Annotated in this window: 18 protein-coding genes; 12 read left to right on the top strand and 6 right to left on the bottom strand. The window is 64.5% G+C overall.

Annotated features, from left to right (window positions below; translation table 11 throughout):
- Nucleotides 1–6: 6 nt before the first annotated feature.
- Entirely contained in the window at nt 7–669 is a 663-nt protein-coding gene (locus tag KUF59_RS10185; protein ID WP_212461485.1) for an amino acid ABC transporter permease, read from the top strand.
- On the top strand, nt 666–1,436 hold the full coding sequence (locus tag KUF59_RS10180; protein WP_212461486.1) for an amino acid ABC transporter ATP-binding protein: 771 nt from the start codon (nt 666–668) through the stop codon (nt 1,434–1,436). Before KUF59_RS10185 ends, KUF59_RS10180 begins: the two co-directional genes overlap by 4 nt.
- A 189-nt stretch (nt 1,437–1,625) precedes the next feature.
- Here the strand turns inward: KUF59_RS10180 and KUF59_RS10175 are convergent, their stop codons facing one another.
- A complete protein-coding gene (locus KUF59_RS10175; RefSeq protein ID WP_212461487.1) occupies nt 1,626–2,612 on the bottom strand; it encodes a formylglycine-generating enzyme family protein in 987 nt (328 codons plus the stop codon).
- Between the two features lie 187 nt (nt 2,613–2,799).
- On the opposite strand from KUF59_RS10175, the gene KUF59_RS10170 reads away from it, so the two are divergent.
- From KUF59_RS10170 to KUF59_RS10155, 4 genes are all read left to right on the top strand, one after another.
- Complete coding sequence (locus tag KUF59_RS10170) at nt 2,800–3,792, top strand: helix-turn-helix domain-containing protein (protein ID WP_212461488.1); 993 nt, start codon at nt 2,800–2,802, stop codon at nt 3,790–3,792.
- 75 nt (nt 3,793–3,867) lie between these two features.
- The gene (locus tag KUF59_RS10165) at nt 3,868–4,773 is read left to right on the top strand and encodes a transglutaminase family protein (RefSeq protein WP_212461489.1); all 906 of its coding nucleotides are present in this window, start codon (nt 3,868–3,870) and stop codon (nt 4,771–4,773) included.
- 154 nt (nt 4,774–4,927) lie between these two features.
- Nucleotides 4,928–5,599 (top strand): hypothetical protein, encoded by a 672-nt coding sequence (locus KUF59_RS10160; RefSeq protein ID WP_212461490.1) that lies wholly within the window; start codon nt 4,928–4,930, stop codon nt 5,597–5,599.
- Between the two features lie 18 nt (nt 5,600–5,617).
- Entirely contained in the window at nt 5,618–7,768 is a 2,151-nt protein-coding gene (locus tag KUF59_RS10155) for an adenylate/guanylate cyclase domain-containing protein (RefSeq protein ID WP_212461491.1), read from the top strand.
- A 3-nt stretch (nt 7,769–7,771) separates the two neighbouring features.
- Here KUF59_RS10155 and pobA read toward each other — a convergent pair whose 3' ends face one another.
- Entirely contained in the window at nt 7,772–8,944 is a 1,173-nt protein-coding gene (pobA, locus tag KUF59_RS10150; protein WP_212461492.1) for a 4-hydroxybenzoate 3-monooxygenase, read from the bottom strand.
- Between the two features lie 56 nt (nt 8,945–9,000).
- On the opposite strand from pobA, the gene KUF59_RS10145 reads away from it, so the two are divergent.
- The 3 genes from KUF59_RS10145 (at nt 9,001) to KUF59_RS10135 (ending at nt 13,308) form a co-directional block, all read left to right on the top strand.
- Nucleotides 9,001–9,903, top strand: coding sequence for a helix-turn-helix domain-containing protein (locus tag KUF59_RS10145; RefSeq protein ID WP_212461493.1), 903 nt, complete (start codon nt 9,001–9,003; stop codon nt 9,901–9,903).
- Between the two features lie 227 nt (nt 9,904–10,130).
- On the top strand, nt 10,131–11,435 hold the full coding sequence (gene pncB, locus KUF59_RS10140) for a nicotinate phosphoribosyltransferase (RefSeq protein ID WP_212461494.1): 1,305 nt from the start codon (nt 10,131–10,133) through the stop codon (nt 11,433–11,435).
- Between the two features lie 232 nt (nt 11,436–11,667).
- The gene (locus KUF59_RS10135; RefSeq protein WP_212461495.1) at nt 11,668–13,308 is read left to right on the top strand and encodes a 3-(methylthio)propionyl-CoA ligase; all 1,641 of its coding nucleotides are present in this window, start codon (nt 11,668–11,670) and stop codon (nt 13,306–13,308) included.
- Between the two features lie 10 nt (nt 13,309–13,318).
- Here the strand turns inward: KUF59_RS10135 and KUF59_RS10130 are convergent, their stop codons facing one another.
- Nucleotides 13,319–13,972 (bottom strand): glutathione S-transferase family protein, encoded by a 654-nt coding sequence (locus KUF59_RS10130; RefSeq protein WP_212461496.1) that lies wholly within the window; start codon nt 13,970–13,972, stop codon nt 13,319–13,321.
- Between the two features lie 296 nt (nt 13,973–14,268).
- On the opposite strand from KUF59_RS10130, the gene KUF59_RS10125 reads away from it, so the two are divergent.
- Entirely contained in the window at nt 14,269–15,567 is a 1,299-nt protein-coding gene (locus KUF59_RS10125; protein ID WP_212461497.1) for a GGDEF domain-containing protein, read from the top strand.
- Nucleotides 15,568–15,570: 3 nt separating this feature from the next.
- Here the strand turns inward: KUF59_RS10125 and KUF59_RS10120 are convergent, their stop codons facing one another.
- Nucleotides 15,571–16,461 carry a helix-turn-helix transcriptional regulator gene (locus tag KUF59_RS10120; RefSeq protein ID WP_258769401.1) on the bottom strand — a complete coding sequence of 297 codons (891 nt, stop codon included), beginning with the start codon at nt 16,459–16,461 and terminating at the stop codon, nt 15,571–15,573.
- Nucleotides 16,462–16,862: 401 nt separating this feature from the next.
- On the opposite strand from KUF59_RS10120, the gene KUF59_RS10115 reads away from it, so the two are divergent.
- Nucleotides 16,863–17,663 carry an outer membrane protein gene (locus KUF59_RS10115; RefSeq protein WP_212461499.1) on the top strand — a complete coding sequence of 267 codons (801 nt, stop codon included), beginning with the start codon at nt 16,863–16,865 and terminating at the stop codon, nt 17,661–17,663.
- 288 nt (nt 17,664–17,951) lie between these two features.
- Here the strand turns inward: KUF59_RS10115 and tcuB are convergent, their stop codons facing one another.
- A complete protein-coding gene (gene tcuB / locus KUF59_RS10110; protein ID WP_212461500.1) occupies nt 17,952–19,052 on the bottom strand; it encodes a tricarballylate utilization 4Fe-4S protein TcuB in 1,101 nt (366 codons plus the stop codon).
- Complete coding sequence (gene tcuA, locus KUF59_RS10105) at nt 19,039–20,430, bottom strand: FAD-dependent tricarballylate dehydrogenase TcuA (protein WP_212461501.1); 1,392 nt, start codon at nt 20,428–20,430, stop codon at nt 19,039–19,041. The genes tcuB and tcuA overlap by 14 nt, the downstream gene beginning before the upstream one ends.
- A 153-nt stretch (nt 20,431–20,583) precedes the next feature.
- Between tcuA and KUF59_RS10100 the strand changes: the two genes are divergently transcribed.
- Nucleotides 20,584–21,261 (top strand): GntR family transcriptional regulator, encoded by a 678-nt coding sequence (locus tag KUF59_RS10100; protein ID WP_212461502.1) that lies wholly within the window; start codon nt 20,584–20,586, stop codon nt 21,259–21,261.
- Nucleotides 21,262–21,269 lie beyond the last annotated feature (8 nt).

Here is a 21,269-nt window from a genome sequence, read left to right as displayed (position 1 = left end):
CGGCCGATGTACGCGTGGGAGTTCGCGGCGCTCAAGCCGTATTGGGGCCTGATCTGGCAAGGACTCCTGGTCACCGTGTTCTATACGGTGACCACAGTGATCGCGGGCCTCGCGATCGGCCTGGTCGTCGGCATCCTGCGCACGACAGCGCCGCGCTGGGTCACAGTGCCCCTGCGCGGCTACATTGAAGTGTTCCGCTGCACGCCGCTCCTGGTGCAGCTCGTGTGGGTCTACTACGCGCTACCCGTGATGATCGGCGTCGACATGACGCCGTCGATGGCCTGCTTCATCGCGCTGTCGCTCTATGCCGGCTCGTTCTACGCCGAGATCTTCCGCGGCGGCATCGAGGCGGTTGACATCGGCCAGTGGGAGGCCGGCCGCGCCATCGGCATGCGTCGGGGAAAAATCTTTCGACGCATCGTGCTGCCGCAGGCGACGCAGGTGATGATCCCCTCCTTCATCAACCAGACCATCATGCAGTTGAAGAACACTTCACTGGTGTCCGTGGTCGCGGTCGGTGATCTGCTGTACCAGGGCACTGTGATCACCGCGGCGAGCTACCGGCCGCTGGAGGTCTACACGACCATCGCCGTGCTCTATTTCGTCGTGCTGTTCCCGCTCACGCTGGTCGCCGACCAGGTCGAAATGCGGATGGGGGCGCATCGATGAACGCGAACGGCGCGACATTGGTCGCCAACAATATCCACAAGGCGTTTGGCAATCACGAGGTGCTGAAGGGCGTCTCGCTGTCGGTCGCGCGCGGCGAGGTCGTCACCCTGATCGGCGCCTCCGGCTCCGGCAAGTCGACCTTCCTGCGCTGCCTCAACCTCCTGGAAATGCCGCAGCAGGGTGAGCTCGCGATCGGCCGTCACCAGTTCGCCTTCGGCAAGGGCCTTCGCACGCCGGCCGACGCACAGCTTGCGCTGCTTCGCCGCAGCGTCGGCATGGTGTTCCAGCACTTCAACCTGTTTCCGCACATGTCGGTGCTATCAAACATTATGGAAGGCCCGGTGCAGGTGAAGGGCATGACGCAGCGCGAGGCCGACGCGCTCGGCCGCGACCTGCTCGCCAAGGTCGGCCTCGCCGACAAGGCCGACGCGTTCCCGAGCCGGCTGTCCGGTGGCCAGAAGCAGCGCGTGGCGATTGCCCGCGCGCTCGCCATGAAGCCCGACGTGATGCTGTTCGACGAGCCGACCTCGGCGCTCGATCCCGAGCTCGTCGGCGAGGTTCTCGCCGTGATCCGCGGCCTCGCCGCCGAAGGCATGACCATGGTGCTGGTCACGCACGAGATGGCGTTTGCCGCCGACGTCTCGACCCGGGTCGGCTTCATGAATGACGGCGTCATGGCCGAGATCGGCACACCGGAAGAGACGATCCGCCAGCCGCGCAGCGAGCGGCTAAAGGCATTTCTCAGCCGGTTTCACGAGGCGCGGTAGAGCTGGCGGCGAGAAACGCAGCGCACGCGCCCGAGATTCGCCGACTTCGTTGATTTTCCGGCCACATCAATGCCTTGCGCCGCGCGAGGTATCCTTGGCGGTATCCTTGGCCGGCGACGGCCATTCTACTTTGCATGGGGTTGTTTCGAGCTTTTGCCCGACGATGGAACAACGCGGACGCTGAGACGCCTATCGAGACCGCGTATCCGGGTGCAAGCGAACCACGCAGCGGAATCCGATATCGCTTGCAGAGCTATCGACCTGCTCCGGACGGCGCGCGGCCGGCCGGTAGCGACGGCAATGGTTCGGCGCGCAAAGATGCGAGCCGCCCTTCAAGACCTTTCGCGGACTCCCACCCTGCGACGCACCGGGATCCTGGCTGTCGGCCTCGCTGCCGCCGCGCGGACTGCGCGAAACCTGCCACGGTCCGTGCGAACCGGACGTGGAATGCGCCGACCACCAGTCCGAGGTCCACTCCCAGACATTGCCGATCATGTCGTAGACGCCGTATCCGTTCGGCGGAAACGCCGTCACCGGCGAGGTGCGTTCGTATCCGTCCTCGCGGAGATTGTGCGCGGGAAAGTCACCCTGCCAGATGTTCGCCATGTGCCGCCCGCCGGGTGTCAGGGTGTTGCCCCAGGCATATTCCTCGCCGTCGAGCCCGCCGCGCGCGGCATACTCCCATTCGGCTTCGCTCGGGAGATCCTTGCCGGCCCATGCCGCGTAGGCAGCCGCGTCCCGGTAGGCGACGTGCACGACCGGATGGTCGTCGAGATCCCTGATGTTGCTGCCGGGGCCGCAAGGATGCCGCCAATTGGCGGCGCGCATCAGCCTCCACCACTGACGCTCGTCGCCCAAATCGGTAACAAGCGGCAGCGGCGCAAACACCAGCGAACCTGCATAGAGCGCGCCCGTGGACGTTCCGGAGAGATCCTCCGACACGATCTGCGCCGTCGTCACATAACCGGTCGTGTTGACGAATTCCTTGAACTGCCGGTTGGTCACCGGCGTGCGGTCGATCCAGAAGCCGTCGAGTGCGACCGGATGGCTGGGCGCTTCCTCGGGATAGTGACGATCGGAGCCCATCAAGAAGGTGCCGCCGGGGATAAAGACCATCTCACCGGCCCCGGCCGCGTCCGGCCGCCACTCGCAACGATCCACGTCAGCCCACAACATCGTGGAACTCCGCCTCCGACCACATTCCGCCTGCCTAAAACGGCTGCATCAGCGCGCAACGAACGTGATCGCCCACGCTGTAAAAGCTAGTTGAAGTTTCGGCTGATGTGACGTGCAATTTGTGCCAGCATGCGTCCATCTGCGAACATGCCGCAGAATTGTCGCGCTTCGGTTCGAGAGTATGCGCATGGGGTCGTACCTTCAGGTTGATTCGCGCCGGCTCGACGGTTTCGAGGGCCTGCATCAAGCGGTTCACGGCACGCATGTCGATGTGATGCAGCTCGGCCGCGGCAAGCTGCGCGGCACGTTGTCCCATGTCGGCATCGGGGATTTTTCACTCAGCATCGGTTCGTTCAATATCGGGATGCGCACACGGCGCATCGCCAGCGACGAGAAGCTGATCATCGGAATGTTACTGAGGGCGGAGGATCGCGTCGCCCATTGGTCGTTCGACATGCAGCCGTCCGACGTGCTGGTGATACCGCCGCTGCTCGAACATGACGGCATTTTCCATGGCGCGTCCGCCTATGCGGCCATGCGCCTCGATCTCGACGAGGTCGCTGAGGTATTCGCCGGACAGCCGAGCTTGAGCGATCCGGAGTACTGGCGCAGCAAGAACCATTTTCGGGCCGATCCTGCACTCGGGCCGGCCGCGGCGCTCCGCCTCGCCAGAATCGTCCTGCAACTGACCGAGCACCAGACCGCGCTCACGGAGCCTGCCGCCGAGTTCTGGCGGCGGTCGATCGCCGAATGCATGGCCGCCAATGTGATCTGCTCGCTGCCGCCAGACGACAGCGGCTGGCTACCGGCGGCGCGGCGGCTCATCGGCAAGGTCGAGGACTATCTCGACGAGGCCGGCATGCGCCCGGTCCATATTTCGGAGATCTGCGCGGCGTTGCACGTCTCGCGCCGCACGCTGCATCGTGCCTTCCAGGAGGTGTTCGGCATGGGGCCGGTGACGTTCCTGCGTCACAAGCGCCTTTGCGCCATTCACTCGATCCTGCGCGAAAGCCGTCCGGGCACCACGACCGTGTCGACGGTCGCGATGCAGCAGGGCTTCTACGAGCTCGGACGCTTCTCGCATTATTACCACACGATGTTCGGCGAATATCCGTCCCAGACCCTGGGTATTCCGGCGCACGAACTCGTCGCCAGTTTGCGCGTTGCGCAAAACGCTTGATGTGGATCAAACGCCGGTCGGATCATTTGATCCTGCATTGCTGCCGTCCATCCCACGCCTCCACGAGGGCGAGCCATGGCGATACTCGGCGAGATCAGGCACATCACGACGTATCGGTATGCGAATCCGGTCAGCTTCGGACCGCACCGGGCGATGTTTCTGCCCTGGCGCGGCTCGGCGGCCCGACTCCTCAGTTGGTCCGCACGGACCAACCTCGCCTCGAAGATCCACTGGATCAGCGATTCCCGCTCCAACAGCGTCACGGTGATCGAGCTCGGCGAACCGGGCGCAGAGCTGACCTTCACCTTCAAGGTCCGCGGCGTCTATTTCGGCATCAAGAAGCTTGAGGCGTTTCGCCTGGAGCCGCGCGCCGAGGAAGTGCCGGTGCAGTATACGCCGGACGAGTGGACCGATCTCGCAGGCTATCTCCGCCCGCATGACGACGATCACGACGCCAGCGTCGCGGCGTGGAGCAAGAGTTTCGTCGCCGGCGACCAGGATCGCGCCACCGACGTGCTGGACCGGATGCTGGCGGGTTTCCGGCGCGACTTCACCTATCGCACACGCGACGCGGAAGGAACGCAGTCGCCGGCGGAGACGTTGCGCACCAGATCCGGTACATGCCGCGACTATGCCTGGCTGATGATCGAGGCGTTGCGACGGCTCGGCTTCGCCTGCCGGTTCGTCAGCGGCTACCTGTACGACGCGGCGCTGGATGGCGGCGCGGTGGGCATGATCGGGTCGGGCGCGACCCACGCCTGGCTCCAGGTGTATCTCCCCGGCGCCGGCTGGCGGGACTACGACCCAACCAACAGCATCAGTGCCGGCTATGACCTGATCCCGGTGGCCTACGCCCGCCATCCCGCCCAGGCGATTCCGCTGACCGGCTCCTGGTTCGGCGAAGCCAAGGACTATCTCGGCATGTCGGTCAGCATCGCGGTCCGCAAGATCGGCGAATTTGAAGATCCATCCGAGGGTTAGCGGATCGCCTCATCCGCGCGGGCGCGAGGGCGCGCGCCTTGAACCTAATCGCTATACAGTGCACCAATAGGATGAGTGATTCCGGTCACACTTCCTGTCCTCGCCCTCTGCTAGGCCTTGGACCGGACAATCGATCAAGTTGGATGACACAGCCATGAAACGCCTGACCGGAGCCGTGATCGGCCTGCTTTGCCTTGCGGCTCCTGCCGCCGCCGAGACCCCGGCCGCAATCGTCGAGGACGTGCAGGGCAAGGTCGAAGGCGTCGAATTCATGGACTATGTTGCGCCCGGCAAGATCATCAAGCTCGGACCGACCGGAACCCTCGTGCTCGGCTACCTGAAATCCTGCTGGCGCGAGACCATCACCGGCGGCGTCGTGCAGGTCGGCCCCGACCAGAGCGCGGTGCAGCTCGGCGACGTGCAACGGGTCAAGGTTCCCTGCGACGCCAACGCCGCACAGCTCTCCGAGCGCGAAGCGAACCAGAGCGCTGCGACCACGTTCCGCACCATGAAGTCCGACAAGCAGGGTGCTGCACCGAAGAAGCTGACCACGCTCTACGGCGTCGCGCCGCTGGTCGAAGCCAAGAGCGGCGGCACGCTCGCGATCGAACGTATCGACGCCAAGGGCGAGCAGTTCACCGTGCCCCTGACCGGCAACATCATGGTGCGCGGCAAGTTCTATGACTTCGCCAAGGCCGGCAAGACGCTCACGCCCGGCGGCACCTATCTGGCGACGCTCGGAACGCACCGCTTCACCTTCCAGGTCGATGCCAAGGCGACGACGTCGCCGACGCCGATCGTCGGCCGCCTGCTGCGGTTAGAGTAGACGGCCGCTCGGGGCGCGATGCGGCGGATTGGCAGGCGGGACATCGTTGCGGCGGCCCTGATCGCGGTGCTTGCCGGCGCGGCCTTCACCTCGCCTCCGCTCGCGATCCTCCGCGGCCTCTCGCTCGACGTGCTGACGGCGCTGCGCGGAAAGCTGGTCGGCGATATCAGAGATCCCGCGGCCTCGCCTGTGGTCGTCCTGGCGATCGATCAGGAGAGCTACGAGACCCCGCCTTTCAAGGACTCGCCGACCATCACCTGGACGCGCGAGCTTGCCCGGGTGCTTAACGCCGTCATGGATGGCGGGGCCCGCGTCATCGGCTTCGACGTCATCTTCAAGTCCTCGATCGAGCAATCGGAGATTCCCTTTGGCGATGCGCCGCTGGGCACCCGCATGAAAGGCTTTGACCGGGATTACCTGCGCGTGCTTCGGCAAGGAGCAGATGCCGGCAAGCTCGTGCTGGGCGATATCCAGAACGACAATCCGGAGCGTCCCTTCCCCGGGCAGCTTCTCGCGGCGCGCCCGCAGAACATTCGCGCGCTGAACGTCCATACCGATCCCGACCACGTCATTCGCCGGATGCCGCTGGCCTTCGCCATCGGCGGCAAGCCCGTGCCCCTGATGGCACTCGAGCTCGCCTCCCGCGGATTGGGCGCGACAGCGGAATTTCTACCCGACGGCGCGACCCGGCTTGCCGGCTACACGATCCCGAGCGCCGAGCCGAACACGCTGACCCTCAACTTCCGCGGCGCCGGCCGCGACATCCCGGTGTTCTCCTTCGCCGACCTTCACGGCTGCGTCGAAAAGGGCGATGGCGAATTCTTCCGCCGCGCGTTTGGCGGCAAGGTCGTGATCATCGGCTCGGTGCTGAATTTCGATGACCGCAAGCTGACCTCCATGCGGCTTGGCGGCGGCCATGACGGGACACCGGCCCCGCGATGCGCCAGGAAAGCGTTGGCGCAAAGCGTGCGGGCTGCGCGCAGCGACGTCGCGGGCGTCTTCGTCCACGCCACCGCGGTTCGCAACCTGATGGAGGGCGATGCGGTATCCGAGCTCGGCTTCCCCTGGCGGAGCATCATCGCGATCCTGGTCGCAGGTATGATCGCGTTCGCGGCGTGCCTGCTCGCGCCGACCGGCACGGTCATCGCGTGGCTTGCCGTCACCGCCGTCTATTCGGCCTGTGCCGTCGCCCTGTTCGTTCGCGCGATTGCGCTGCCGCTGACCGAGCCCGCGCTCGCCGGCCTTGCCGCGGGGGCCCTGATGATCGGTTATCGCTTCGTCATTGCCGACCGCGAGGAGCGCTTCCTGCGCAAGAGCTTTGCCTTCTACCTCGCACCGCAGGTCATCGACACCATGGTAGCGTCGGGCAAGATGCCGGCGCTCGGCGGCGAGATGCGCAACGTCACGGTGTTCTTCTCAGACGTCGCGGGCTTTTCCTCGATTGCCGAAAAGATGACGCCCACCGAGCTGGTGGCGCTGATGAACGACTATCTCTCCGAGATGACCGACATCATCGAGAGCCATGGCGGCTATGTCGACAAATATGTCGGCGATTCCATCGTGGCGGTGTTCGGCGCGCCGGTGGACGATCCCGATCACGCCAGCCACGCCGTGCGCGCTGCGCTCCAATGCCGCGACCGCCTCGACGAGCTCAACCGCAGCCACCCCGCATTCCAGGGCCGGGGACTTGCCCATCGCATCGGGCTCAATTCGGGCGAGGCCGTGGTCGGCAATATCGGCTCGCGCCGCCGCTTCAACTACACCGTGATGAGCGACACCGTGAACGTTGCCTCGCGGCTGGAGGGCGCGAACAAATACTACGGCACGTCGATCATGGCCTCCGAGATGACGGTGGCGCAGACCGGCGCGACGATTGCATGGCGCGAGCTTGATACCGTCAGGGTCCAAGGGCGCGACGAGCCAATTCGAATTTATGAGCCCCTCGCCGAAGGCTATCAGGAAACTCGGGAACAGGGCTTGGCCGCAGCAAACTACGACAAGGGACTCGCATGTTGGCGAGCACGCGAATTCACCCAGGCCGCCGAATGCTTCGGCCGCGACGCGAGTTACGATCCGCCGTCCAGGCTATTTGCCAAGCGCGCCAGCGAGTTGGCGGCCAAACCGCCGCCTGCGGACTGGACGCCCGTCAACACTCTCGAGGGCAAGTAGCCGTCAGAACGGCAACCCCACATAGTTCTCCGCCAGCATGCGCTGCGCGGCCTCGGAGGAGAACAGATAGGACAGTTCCGTCTGCTGCAGCCTGTCCTCGTATTCGATCCGGTCGGGGAAACGGTGCAGCATCATGGTCATCCACCAGGAGAAGCGCTGCGCCTTCCAGATCCGCGCCAGCGCCTTGGCGGAATAGCCCTCGAGGCCGGAATCGTCGCCCTTCTGATAATGCGCCAACATCGCATGATAGAGGTAGTAGATGTCGGAGGCCGCGCTATTGAGCCCGCGTGCGCCGGTCGGCGGCACGATGTGCGCGGCATCGCCGGCGAGGAACAGCCGGCCGTAGCTCATCGGTTCTGCGACGAAGGAGCGCAACGGCGCGATGCTCTTTTCGATCGACGGGCCCGTGATCAGGCGACCGGCGACCTGTTCCGGCAGGCGGCGCTTCAACTCCGCCCAGAACGCATCGTCCGACCAGTCCTCCACCTTGTCGGTGAGCGGCACCTGGACGTAGTAGCGGCTCAGGACCTGCGAGCGCATCGAGCACAGCGCGAAGCCGCGCTCATGCTTGACGTAGATCAGCTCCGGGTTGACCGGCTTGGTGCGCGACAGCACGCCCAGCCAGCCGAACGGATAGACCTTCTCATATTCGCGCAATACGTCGTTTGGGATCGATTTGCGGCTGACACCGTGAAAACCGTCGGCGCCGACGATGTAGTCGCAATCGACGCGGACCGTCTCGCCGTTCGCGCGATAGGTCACGTAAGGCTTGTCCGACTTGAGGTCGTGCGGCGTGACGTCCTCGGCATTGTGCACGACCTTGCCGCCGAACCGGTCGCGCGCCTCGTAGAGGTCGCGGGTGATCTCGGTCTGGCCGTAGACCAGCACCGAGTTGCCGCCGGAATATTTGTGCAGGTCGACGCGGTCGAGCACGCCGTCATGAGCGATCTCAAAACCGTCATGGATCTCGCCCTCGCGGTCCATCCGCTCGCCGCACTCGGCCTCACGCATCAATTTTGCAAAGCCATGCTCGAGCACGCCGGCGCGGATCCGGGCCAGCACGTGGTCGCGGCTGTACTTCTCCAGCACGATGGTGTCGATGCCCTTGAGATGCAGAAGCTGGGACAGCAAGAGCCCCGACGGCCCGCCGCCGATGATGCAGACCTGAACCTTCATTGCGACCTCCTCCTCCCGGTGTTGCGAGTTTTTCGCAGAATCGGGCGCGCAAGCCGATGGAGGGATCGGCCTTTGTCTTGTACAATTCGAACATGGGAACCTTGCCGTCGAAATCGTCCATCCAGGTCTTCAACCTGTTCGGGGAGTCCGGCGACCTGCCGGACGTGGTGCACTGCGAAACCATTGCTTCCCGCTCGATCCTGCACGACTGGACGCTCGCCGTGCACCGCCACGCCAGGCTGCACCAGGTGCTGCTGGTCGAGCGCGGCGGCGGCGAGGCGACGCTGGACGGGCGGATTCACACCTTGAAGCCGGCGCAGATCGTCAATGTGCCGATCGGCCATGTTCACGGCTTCCGCTTCATTCCGGGCACGCAGGGTTGGGTGCTGACGATCGCCGCCGAAATCCTCGACGAGGTGCTGCTCGCGTCCGAAGGCCTGCGCGCGATGCTGTCGCGATCCGCCGTGCTGCGCGGAACGCCGCAGATCCGCACCACCATGAAACAGATCTTTGCCGAGCACGCCGCGCGGAATTTTGGCCGCGCGCATCTGTTGCGCGCGCTGTCGGCCGCGGTGATCGGGCTCGTAGCACGGGAGCTGGCCGGCGAGAGCCATGGCAGCGGCGCGGCCGAGTCCGACCTGTTCCGCCGGTTCGAGGCGCTGCTGGAAGCGCATCATTTGCAACGCTGGAGCGTCGCTGACTACGCGAACGCGCTGTCGGTTACGCCGACGCATCTCAACCGCATCACGCGCGCAGCGACCGGCGACACCGCCTCACATCTCATCCTCAACCGCCTGATCCGTGAGGCGCGGCGCAACCTCGTCTACACCAACCTGCCGGTGTCGACGATCGCCTACGCGCTCGGTTTTGAGGATCCCGCCTATTTCAGCCGCGTCTATGCATCGGCGACAGGCCTGTCCCCCAGCGCGTTTCGCACTCAGATCCACGGCGGCGAGTAAGGCGCACGCCGAGACCAAGGCCACCATGTCGCCGCCGTCCGCCCGAGCGGACGATGATGCTGGCCCTGCGGGTTACGACCGAGGCACGCCCCGACGGCGACGCCCGCCCCGCGGACGTGCCGGCCCCGGTCACGCCGTCGCGGCGCCGGCGGCGTTGACGGCAGACGCCGGACAGACCGGCGGCAAACCCACTGGTTGCGCCGCAAAGGCCACGCTAGAATTCGCCCATGACCGTGACCGATATTGCAAGCCGAACCTACAATCACAGCTGGCGGCTGGACCCGATCGTCCGCAGCCTGCTCGATACTGATTTCTACAAGCTGTTGATGTTACAGATGATTCGGGAGTTCTACCCGGATCAGAAGGTGACATTTTCGGTCATCAACCGCTCCCGCCATGTGCGGCTCGCCGAGATCATCGACGAGGGCGAGCTGCGCGCCCAGCTCGACCATGCCCGCACCATCCGCTTCACCAAGAAAGAGCTGATCTGGCTTGCCGGTAATACCTTCTACGGCAAGACCCACATGTTCTCTGCCGACTTCATCCGCTGGCTCGCCGAATTCCGCCTGCCCGAATACGAGCTGCGCAAGGTCGACGGCCAGTACGAGCTGCATTTCCATGGTCCCTGGACCCACACCACGATGTGGGAGATCCCGGCGCTCGCGATCCTGAACGAGCTGCGCTCGCGCGCGGCGATGAAGGGCCGCGGCCGGTTCGAGCTCGACGTGCTCTACGCCCGCGCCAAGGCAAAGCTCTGGACCAAGGTCGAGCGTCTTCGCCAGCTCGAGAATTTGCGCCTGTCGGACTTCGGCACCCGCCGCCGGCACGGCTTCCTCTGGCAGCGCTGGTGCGTCGAGGCGGTGAAGGAAGGCCTGGGCCCGTCCTTCATCGGCACATCGAACGTGCTGCTCGCGATGGACAACGACCTCGAAGCGATCGGCACCAACGCGCATGAGCTGCCGATGGTGGCGGCCGCACTGGCCAAGGATGACGAGGAGTTGCGCTGGGCGCCCTATCGCATCCTCGACCAATGGCGCCAGACCTATGGCGGCAACCTGCTGATCGCGCTGCCCGATGCCTTCGGCACAAAAGCCTTCCTGCGCGACGCGCCGGAATGGGTCGCCGACTGGACCGGCTTCCGCCCCGACAGCGCGCCGCCGATCCAGGCCGGCGAAGAGATCATCGCGTGGTGGGAGAAGAAGGGCCGCAACCCCAAGGACAAGCTGCTCGTGTTCTCCGACGCGATGGATGTCGGCTCGATCGAGGACACCTATCACCACTTCGCCGGCCGCGTGCGCCTCTCCTTCGGCTGGGGCACCAACCTCACCAATGATTTCGTCGGCTGCCCGCCGGACGCATCGATCAACCTCGATCCGATCTCGCTCGTCTGCAAGGTATCGTCTGTCGACGGCACGCCCGCGGTGAAGCTGTCGGACAATCCGGAGAAGGCAACCGGCATGGCCTCGGAGATCGAGCGGTATCTGCGGGTGTTCGGCGATGCCGGCCGGGTGCGGCAAGCAGTGCTGGTGTAGGGCGGCGACCGCCTTCCACGGTTCCCACAACGATGCTAGGCTTCCCGCGTTAGATCACGGCCGCCGTGAATGACGAGCCGGGGGAGTGCGTTTGGCACTCGCCAGCACGGCGTGAACTGAAGAAACATAACTTTTCGTTCTGGAAATGATTTCGTCCTGCGCCGGGCCGCGCGGGCGCACGCTGTGCGTCTGACGGCCTCCACGCCGACTTTGCAGACACAGGGATACTTCAATGCTTGGCTTGATGATGCAAACGCCGCTGCTGCTGTCGTCCATCCTGACACATGCGGCACGCTCCTTTCCCGACGTCGAGATTATTTCGCGGACACTCGATCGGCCGGATCATGTCACGAACTACGCCGGCCTGTTGCGCCGCAGCTCGCAGGTCGCGAATGCGCTGACCGCGCTTGGGGTGAAGCAAGGCGATCGCGTCGCGACGCTGGCCTGGAACGGCTACCGGCATCTCGAGCTCTATTACGGCATCTCGTGCATCGGCGCGGTCTGCCACACGGTCAATCCGCGGCTGTTCGTCGAGCAGATCGTCTACATCATCAATCACGCCGAAGACCGCATCGTGTTCTTCGATCTGAGCTTCGTCGACCTCGTCAAGACCTTGATGCCGAAATGCCCCAGTGTCGAAAAGTGGATCTATCTCGGCGAGGCCGCCGACGCGAAGACTGCCGGCGCCGGTGACTTCCCCTCATACGAGGAGCTGCTGACTGGACGATCGGACCTCTATGCTTGGCCGCTGCTCGACGAGAACACCGCCTGCGGCCTCTGCTACACCTCGGGCACGACCGGCAATCCCAAGGGCGTGCTCTACGCCCATCGTAGCGCCGTGCTGCACTCCTTTGCGGCCGCCCTTCCCGATGCGTGCCGAATTTCCCTCAACGACACCGTCGCGTTCATCTCGCCGATGTTCCACGCGATGTCCTGGGGCATGCCCTATTGCGCGCCGGCGATGGGCTCAAAGCTCGTGATGCCCGGACAGAAGGTCGACGGCGAGAGCCTGCACAGGCTGTTCGAGGAGCACGGCGTCACTTTTGCCAACGGCGTGCCGACCGTGTGGCTGGGCTACGTCCAGTATCTGCAAAGCGCGGGTGTGAGGCCGACGACGCTCAATCGCGTCCTGATCGGCGGCACCGCCTGCCCGAGCTCGCTGATGGAAGCGTTGCAGGATGATTACGGCGTGGAAGTGCTGCATGTCTGGGGCATGACCGAGACGAGCCCGGTCGCAACGATCTCGAAGGCGCTGCCCAAGCACAAGACGCAGTCGAAGTCCGAACGGCGCGATCGGCAGCTCAAGCAGGGGCGCGCTGTGTTCGGGGTCGAGATCGGCATTCGCGACGGCGACAACAACGAGCTGCCGCATGACGGCAAGGCGTTTGGCGACCTCGTGATCCGCGGGCCCTGGATCGCGCGGTCCTATTACAAGATGCCGGAAAGCGAACGGGCGGACGGCTGGTTCTTCACCGGCGACGTCGCGACGATCGACGAGGAAGGCTATATGCAGATCACCGATCGCTCCAAGGACGTCATCAAGTCCGGCGGCGAGTGGATCTCCTCGATCGAGCTCGAAAACCTGGCGATGGCGCATCCCGAGATTTCGGAAGCGGCCGTGATTGGTGTCAAGCATCCGAAATGGGACGAGCGCCCGCTGGTGGTCGCCGTGCGGCGCAAGGGCTCAAAACTCACGCCCGCCGAGCTCCTGGCGTTCTACGACGGCAAGATCGCCAAATGGTGGATGCCTGACGACGTGCTGTTCGTCGACGAGCTCCCGCATGGCGCAACCGGCAAGCTGCTGAAGACCAAGCTGCGCGAGCTCTATGGCGACCATGTGCTGCCGACCATCGAGCACGCCAAGACTGGTTGAACTCCAGCCATCAGCCGGTCGGTGGCTTGCCGTTGTAAAGCGCCGATTGCGCGTCAAAGGCCCGCTTGTAAGCGGGCCGCGCTTCGCCGCGAGCGACATAGGCGGCGATATCAGGATATTCGTCCAGAATGCCCGATGGTCTCAGCCTGAGCAGCACCGACACCATCATCAGGTCGCCCGCGCTGAACGCGCCGTCGAGCCAATCGGCATCACCCAGGCGAGCGGAGAGTTGGTTCAGCCGGCCGCGGATGCGATCTTCGACCAGCGGCAGGCGCTCCGCACGCCAGGGCTTGTCGCCCTCTATCAGCTTGGCGATGACGAGTTCAAGGATCGGCGGCTCCACCGTGTTGACCGCGGCGAACATCCAGGTGATGGCGCGCGCCCGCGCATTGGCATCGTCAGGCAGCAGGCCCCCATAGCGCTCGCCGATGTGGAGCACGATCCCTCCCGTCTCGAACAGCGCGAGATCGCCTTCCTCATAGGTCGGAATCTGACCGAAGGGATGAAGCGCAAGATGCGCTGATTCCTTCATCGCAGCGAACGACACGGGACGGACCTCGTAAGGCTGGCCCACTTCTTCAAGCGCCCAGCGAACGCGCGTATCGCGCGCCAGTCCCTTGCCTCCATCGGGTGACCATTCAAAGGCGGTAATGGTGATGGTCATCTGAAGCTCTTTCATCGGTTACGAGGCTGGCAGGCTTGCAGGGATTATCAGCGGATCGCGACAGGGTGTCACGTTCGAGTAAATGGCAATCCAGACATTTGAAGCGATTGCCAGTCCAACTCCGCAAAGTTCCGGATGTCGGGCAATTTCATTGATGTGGTCCGGTCGATTTCACGATGGGTTCACTGTCGCGAATGTTCCCCACCCGTCTTCAGGCAGGATTAATTCCGGAGCGCCTACTCTGCGTTGTATGCACTACGCCACGCCTGGGTGGTCGCCGGATTGGGGAACGTCTCTTGTTTCGCAGAACCGTCGCGTCGATGAAGGAGCGCAGCTTCCTTCACGTGATCAAGCTCGTCTCGCCGTTCGTGGCGGTCGTGCTGCTGCAAGCCGCGATGGCCATCGGCAGCCTCGAGGTTTTGTCGTCGGTCCGCGCCTATGTTGCCGGCGAAGCTCTGTGGTCACGTGCTCAGAAGAATGCGGTCTACGACCTCGACCTGTACCTGCATTCGGGTGATCGAGCCTTCTTCGAACAATATCAGGATGCGCTCGCCGTCCCGATTGGCGACAAGTTTGCAAGGCTCGCACTCGAACGCGAGCCTGAGGATCTCGATGCGGCGAGCCGCGGATTCCTGCAAGGCGGCAATCATCCCGACGACGTCCCCGGCCTGATCTGGCTTTATCGCTACTTCCATGACGTAAGCTTCATGAACGCCGCGATCCAGCATTGGGTGGCCACCGACCCGATGCTGCTCGAACTGACGATCTTCGGCGAAGCCATCGACACGGAGATGAAGCAGGGGCCGATTCGGGACGAGCAGCGCCTGCGGTTTCTGACCAGCCGCCTCCACGAGCTGAACAGTCAGTTCACCGAGCGCGCGGACCGCTTTTCCGCGGTGCTTGGTGAGGGATCGCGCACCATCAAGGTGCTGCTCACGCTGGCAAACCTCGCGGCCGCCGGCACGCTCATTCTGCTGATGGTGTGGCGGATCCGCCGCCTCGTCCAGCAGCGCGAAGCCTTCGAGAATGCCTTGAAGGCGGAGAAGGAGCGCCTGAGCTGGCAGGCCACTCACGATCCGATGACGGGCCTGGCGAACCGGCGCGACTTCGAGGTCCGGCTGGAGCACGAGCTCGGCGAGGTCAGTCGCGCGCCGCTTGCCCTGATCCTGCTCGACCTCGATCAGTTCAAGGCCGTGAACGACACCTGCGGCCATCTCGCGGGCGACCGTCTGCTGTGCGACGTCGCACGCCTGCTGCAGAAAGACTGCCGGCCGCATGACCATGTCGCCCGGCTCGGCGGCGATGAGTTCGGGATCATCCTGCCACACTGCACGCCCTACGACGGGGTCGACATCGCCGAACGGTTGCGACGGTCGTTCGAGCTGTTCGCCTTCTCGTGGGACGATAAAAGCTTTGCAGTCACTGCCAGCATTGGGCTGGCCTGCATCTCGGACGCAACGATCGGCCTCGAGGAAGCGTTGCGGCAGGCGGATGCCGCCTGTTACGGCGCCAAGCAGAAGGGCCGCAACCGGGTGCAGGTCTATCACACCTCCGAAGCCGCGCAGGCGGGCTCGCGGCGGCGTCAGGTGGCCTGAATGCTATGACCTCGACGCGTCGTCTCCGCGCGGCATCCCGCTGCGCATGTCGCTCGGCGTCATGCCGAAGCGGCGGCGAAAGGCGCGGTGAAAATAGGACACGTCGTTGAAGCCCGCGAGATGCGCGATGTCGCTCACCTTGCGCGATCGCTGCAGTGAACCGCGCAGTAACCTGGCGGCACGGATCAGTCGTTGCTCCAGTACGAATTCGGAAAAGGTCGTGCCGGTTCGCTCGAACAGCATCTGCACGTAGCGAGGGCTGGCACGGTTGCGCTGCGCGACTTCGGCAAGGCTGAGATCGCCATTGCCGAGCCGGGCCAGCACATCCGCCTTGATTGCCTCGAGACGCGCCGCGGCCAGTCCACGATCTTTCACAAGCTCGGTTTCATCGCGGCCGGTGCCGAGCGAGAGCGCCACGAGATCAATCAGATGCTGCGCCGCGGCGTTTCTCGCCAGCGCGTCGAGGCTGTTGGCATTCTCGATCAACAGGTCGCAATACCCCTGCAGCAGCATCTTGACCCCGGCATTGGCATTGAGCGGCCGGGCGATCAGATCCTCCGCATGCGGGCAGAGCTCAAGCAACGCCTTGCGATTGATGAGCAGACCCCTGAAGCTCCCCTCGCTGAGTTGCGACACATGCGCGCCGACATGGGCGGCATCGGCGAGACCGACCTCCATGGGCGCAAGATCGAGAGCCCGGTCATCGACCGCAATGCGCATAGGCGCGTGTGAGGCCAGCACGAAGCCAAGCGCATTATCCGGATCGGTGCCGGTCGCGACAAAGCTCATCGGCGTGCCGGAAGCGCCGGACATTTTCACGCTAGGCAGCGGCAGCGCCGTCACGTCGCAACGCACCGGTCCCTCCGCCAGCGGCACGACGTCGCCGGTCAGCACCCGCCGGCAGAACTCCTCGCGCCAACGCTCATAGTCGGCTCCCGATGGGTCGCCGGCATAGCCGAGGCGTGGGGTGATGCTCATTCACGGTCCTTCTTTGCCATGCTGGCCGATCCAAATATGAACATCCTCGGCGAATCGCTGCGCCCGTGCAATCCGCGATAAAACGGTGTTCGCCGCAGGCCACACGCAACTGCGCCCTGGTCCACTCTGAGCGGCGGGCAAGCGCGGCGAGGTGACGCAACTGTGGCGAGGCAGCCACATCGTCCTGAAAGCGCAGGGTCCTTCGCTCGACGCCACCTCGCATTTCGCGCTGATCCAAGAAAGCCGGAACCGCCGTCGCTAAGCATTGCATCTGCCCAATGCGGCCGTCGCCGCGCCATGAAAAAGGAAGTTGGCACATGCTTTGGAATAACTTGCGAGCCTCGCTCATGGTGCTGCTGTCGCTCTCGACGTCGGCCACGATCGCAGCAGCGGCCGACGTCACAGGCTATAAGGTTGCCCCTGTCGCTGCGTATAACTGGAACGGCTTTTATGTCGGCGGTCACGCCGGCTATGGCTGGAGCCGATCAACCGGCAACGCCGATCCGCTGCCAAGCCCGCAGGCCTTCGGCCTCTCCCCGAACACCCTCGAGTTCCACAGCAAGGGCGCTCTGGGCGGCATTCAGGCTGGATACAACTGGCAGTTCGCACCGAACTGGGTGGTCGGCATCGAGGCCGACATCTCATGGAGCGGCATCCGCGGCCGCCAGACCGATGCGATGATCATGTTCGGAGGCACGGCTCTCTGCCCTGTTTGTTCGCCCGTGTCGTTCGACCGCAAGTGGGACCATCTCGGCACGTTCCGCGGACGCCTTGGCTACACGCAGGGCCATTGGCTCGCCTATGCAACCGGCGGCTTCGCCTTCGGGAGCACGAGGGTTGATACCAACCTGATGGTCAATTCGTTCACGCTTGCCGCCTCCGCCAAGACGGACGCCGTCGGCTACGCCGTCGGCGCCGGTGCGGAGTATGCGCTGGCCGGCAACTGGACTCTGAAGAGCGAATATCTTTTCACCCATCTCGGCGATGCCGGCAGCATGATCGGGTATCCGGTCCCGTTCCTTGCGGGCGCCTATCGCTACAGTTGGGACGACACAAAAATTCATGCCGTCCGCATCGGCGTGAACTACAGGTTCGGCGATCCCTTCAGCGCAAATTAATCCGGAACGCCGGTTTCCGTCGGCTGACGCGCGACGTCGCTTTCAGGGCGGCGTCAGCGCGCCTCGCCGCGCGGCATCCGGTTGCGCATGTCGCTCGCAGCTGTAGCAAGGCTGCCGCATCGTCCTGAAAGCGCGAGATCTTTCGCATTACGCCATCTCGCATTTCACTTTGACCCAAGAAAGCCGGGGCCGCCGTCGCTAAACATGACGCCTGCCCAATGCCGCCGTTGAGTCCGTGCGTGGTAGCGAGCAGCGAAGCGACCAAGCTCAGCCCTTCGCCCCACAACATTAACCCGCGTCCCGCCGCTCCTGCGCGTAGCGCACGAGGGCGGCGAAGCGATAGATGCCGTGCACGAATTTTCCATAGGGCATGGTGATGAACAGCGCGAACACGGCGCCGAGATGCAGCGCCAGCAGCGGCCCCATGGCTGATGTCTCGCGCAGGACCAGCAGCGCAAGGCCGGTGACCCCGGTCAGGAACAGCATGGCGATGAAGCCGACGTCCATGCCGTAGCGCTCCTCATCCAGCAGCGCGGGATCGCGCTTCACCTTTGCAAGGAACAGCCCGACCGGCCCGACAACGAGGCCGATACCGCCGAGCGTGCCGAGCACGACCGGCAGGTCCCACCACGGATAGGGCGCCTCGCGTGCGAGCAGATAGTGATAGAGCGTGGCGACCGAGGTCGCGGCAAAGCACAGCAGGAAGCCGTAGAAGGTCAGGTGATGATAGAGCTTGCGCCGGTCGGTCGGCTTGTCGTCCTCATTGTAGCAACCGACGCCGCCGCCATGGAGATAGCGCAGCTCTCCGGCATCGCGGATCGCCTGGAAGATCGAGCCGCCATCGGCGCGGCCTCGGATCGGCTCACCGATGTCGCGCCAGAACGCGCGCACGCTCAGCACCAGCGCCAGGATCGCATAGAGAAAGGCGGCCGAGAACAGCACGGCCATCGCATTGTGCGGCATCAGTTTGTAGAAGGCGCCGGGACCTGTGTGGATACCGAACAGCGCCGCGCGATCGTTGAACGCCGCAAAGCCGAGGATGAAGACGGCCATGCTGAGCGCGGCAACGACGCTGATGACGAGCCCGTTGCGCGCGAACGCACCTGACAGTGCGCGGGGCCAGGCATAGGCCGCGTAGGATTCTGCCCGCGCAACGGCCAGCGTCTGCGGCACATTGACGTTGAACTCGTGTGGCGGCGAGAACTGGCAGTCGACGTAGCAGGCGCCGCAGGAATGGCAGAGGTTGGCGAGGTAGTTGAGGTCGCCGTCCGAGAACGCGCGGCGCATCTCCATGGCGGGAAATACCGCGCAGAGGCCTTCGCAGTAGCGGCAGGAATTGCAGACCGTCATCAGACGGTCGGTCTCCTCGAGGATCCTAGTTCCGTGCATGCTTTGCCGCTTCCCGTCCTGCGATGCGCCCGAACACGCTGCCGATGGTCATGCCCATGCCGGCCGCATAGCCCTTGCCCAGCACGTTGCCTGCCATGATCTCGCCGGCCGCGAACATGTTGGCCGCTAGCCTGCCATCCTTCATCAGCATCCGCGCCTCCTTGGTCACGCGCGTGCCGAGATAGGTGAAGGTGATGCCGGGCCTGACCGGATAAGCAAGATAAGGCGGCGTCTCGATGCGCCGCGCCCAATGCGTTTTCGGCGGGGTGATGCCTTCGGTCACGCAATCGTCGAGGATGGTGTGATCGAACGTGCCGGGGCGTACCGCGGCGTTGAAATCAGTGATGGTCTTTTCCAGCGCGGCCGAGTCGAGCGTCAGCTTGCCGGCGAGCTCGGCAACGGTCGCGCCCGCGATCGGCGGGAACAGCGTCGGCATGAAGGACGTGACCACAGTCGAGTCGAAGATGATATAGGCAATCTGGTCAGGCTGCGCCGCCACGAGCCTGCCCCAGATCGCGTAGCGCTTCGGCCAGATGTCCTCGCCCTCGTCGTAGAAGCGCTGCGCGTGCTTGTTGACCACAATGCCGAATACGACCGAATCGTGCCGCGTGATGATGCCCCCGTCGAACTTTGGCGCGCGGGCGTCGATTGCGACCGCGTGGCACTGGGTGGGATCGCCGACCTCCTGCACGCCCTTGTCGAGCAGCATCTTCAGGATCGAGCCGCGATTATAGGGCGTGCCGCGGATCAGGAAATTATCGGCGGCCTCGCCCCAATACTGCTTCAGCCATTCGATGTTGGCCTCGAAACCGCCGGCGGCTGCGACCAGCGACGTGGCGCGAATCTCGGTCGCGCCCTCGATCGGCCGCTTGACGCGCGCGGCGAGGAACATGCCGTCCTCGATCACGAGGTCGGTGACTTCAGCGTCATATTCGATGTCGACGCCCAGCGCTTCAGCAGTGAGATACAGCGCGTTCAGCATCGCGCGGCCGCCGCCGAGGAAGAAGGAGTTGGTGCGCCCCAGGCTCAGCGTGCCCCCGAGCGAGGGCTGCCAGCGCACGCCCTGCTCCACGATCCAGTTCAGGATGTCCTTGGACTCCCGGATCATGTGGCGGGCGAGTTCTTCATCGGTCTGCCCGCCGGTGACCAGCAGCAGGTCCTTCCAGAACTCTTCTTCCGTGTAAGGGCCGGTCAAGATCTCGGTCGCCGCATCGTGGGCGCAACGCATGTTGCGGGTGTGGCGCGTATTGCCGCCGCGGTAGAATTTTGGCGCGCCTTCGAGCACGAGGACGGAGGCGCCGCCGCGCCGCGCTGATATCGCCGCGCACAGCGCTGCATTGCCGCCGCCGATCACCAGCACGTCGTATTTGCCGTTCATGCCGTCTGCCTCGAGGATTCCAGTCGCTTGAGCATTCGACGTTACCAGGCTGCCGTCAACGGGCGCTCTTGCACACGTTTGTATACAAAGATATACATTAGCTCCGCAAGCGCCCCTTTTGCATGGAGAGGCTGCGCCCGGCGAAGGGACAACATGGCAAAGCGTCCGGCAAAGGCGATCGGCTCGATTTCGCGCGGCTCAGGCATGGCGCTCGGCGAGGCCGTGTTCCGCTCGCTCTGCGAGGCAATGCAGGCAGGCCACTATCGCGCCGGCGACCGCCTGCGCGAGGAAGAGGTCGCGCAGCGGCTCAAGGTCAGCCGCACCCCGGTTCGGGAAGCGCTCGGCCGGCTGGCCGCGCGCGGCTTCGTCGAGCCGGCCGGCGGGCGCGGCCTCATCGTCCGCAACCTCGACATCTCCGAGGTGCTTGAGCTCTACGCCATGCGGGAAATTTTGGAAGGCGCAGCCGCCCGGCTCGCCTCGGAACATGCTTCAAAGCCCGAGGTCGAGGCGCTCTCGGATATCGAGCAGGCCTTCACCGACGCCACCGACGCCGCCGAGATGGCCCGGCTCAACCGCGCCTTCCACGAAGCGATCTGCCGCGCCGCCCGCAACCGCTATCTCGACAATGCGTCGCGGGAGTTGCAGGACTGGATCGCCCTGCTCGGCCCCACCACCTTCACCGTCACCGGCCGGCCCTCGACCAGCCACCGGGAACACCAGGCCATCATCAACGCCATCGCGGCGCGCGACGGCGACAAGGCGGAAAAGCTGGCGCGCGAACACATCCGCGAGGCACTGCGCTGCCGGCTCAAGCTGTTGCAGAAGCAATAGCGGCCGGC

The organism is Bradyrhizobium arachidis, from assembly GCF_024758505.1.
GTDB classification, from domain to species: domain Bacteria; phylum Pseudomonadota; class Alphaproteobacteria; order Rhizobiales; family Xanthobacteraceae; genus Bradyrhizobium; species Bradyrhizobium manausense_C.
This window is presented reverse-complemented; position numbering and strand designations above follow the sequence as displayed.

Bases quoted from the DNA above. Each gene is read 5' to 3' on its own strand.
- KUF59_RS10185 (WP_212461485.1), top strand. From the start codon at position 7: ATGTACGCGTGGGAGTTCGCGGCGCTCAAGCCGTATTGGGGCCTGATC.
- KUF59_RS10180 (WP_212461486.1), top strand. From the start codon at position 666: ATGAACGCGAACGGCGCGACATTGGTCGCCAACAATATCCACAAGGCG.
- KUF59_RS10175 (WP_212461487.1), bottom strand. From the start codon at position 2,612: ATGTTGTGGGCTGACGTGGATCGTTGCGAGTGGCGGCCGGACGCGGCC.
- KUF59_RS10170 (WP_212461488.1), top strand. From the start codon at position 2,800: ATGGGGTCGTACCTTCAGGTTGATTCGCGCCGGCTCGACGGTTTCGAG.
- KUF59_RS10165 (WP_212461489.1), top strand. From the start codon at position 3,868: ATGGCGATACTCGGCGAGATCAGGCACATCACGACGTATCGGTATGCG.
- KUF59_RS10160 (WP_212461490.1), top strand. From the start codon at position 4,928: ATGAAACGCCTGACCGGAGCCGTGATCGGCCTGCTTTGCCTTGCGGCT.
- KUF59_RS10155 (WP_212461491.1), top strand. From the start codon at position 5,618: ATGCGGCGGATTGGCAGGCGGGACATCGTTGCGGCGGCCCTGATCGCG.
- pobA (WP_212461492.1), bottom strand. From the start codon at position 8,944: ATGAAGGTTCAGGTCTGCATCATCGGCGGCGGGCCGTCGGGGCTCTTG.
- KUF59_RS10145 (WP_212461493.1), top strand. From the start codon at position 9,001: ATGGAGGGATCGGCCTTTGTCTTGTACAATTCGAACATGGGAACCTTG.
- pncB (WP_212461494.1), top strand. From the start codon at position 10,131: ATGACCGTGACCGATATTGCAAGCCGAACCTACAATCACAGCTGGCGG.
- KUF59_RS10135 (WP_212461495.1), top strand. From the start codon at position 11,668: ATGCTTGGCTTGATGATGCAAACGCCGCTGCTGCTGTCGTCCATCCTG.
- KUF59_RS10130 (WP_212461496.1), bottom strand. From the start codon at position 13,972: ATGACCATCACCATTACCGCCTTTGAATGGTCACCCGATGGAGGCAAG.
- KUF59_RS10115 (WP_212461499.1), top strand. From the start codon at position 16,863: ATGCTTTGGAATAACTTGCGAGCCTCGCTCATGGTGCTGCTGTCGCTC.
- tcuB (WP_212461500.1), bottom strand. From the start codon at position 19,052: ATGCACGGAACTAGGATCCTCGAGGAGACCGACCGTCTGATGACGGTC.
- tcuA (WP_212461501.1), bottom strand. From the start codon at position 20,430: ATGAACGGCAAATACGACGTGCTGGTGATCGGCGGCGGCAATGCAGCG.
- KUF59_RS10100 (WP_212461502.1), top strand. From the start codon at position 20,584: ATGGCAAAGCGTCCGGCAAAGGCGATCGGCTCGATTTCGCGCGGCTCA.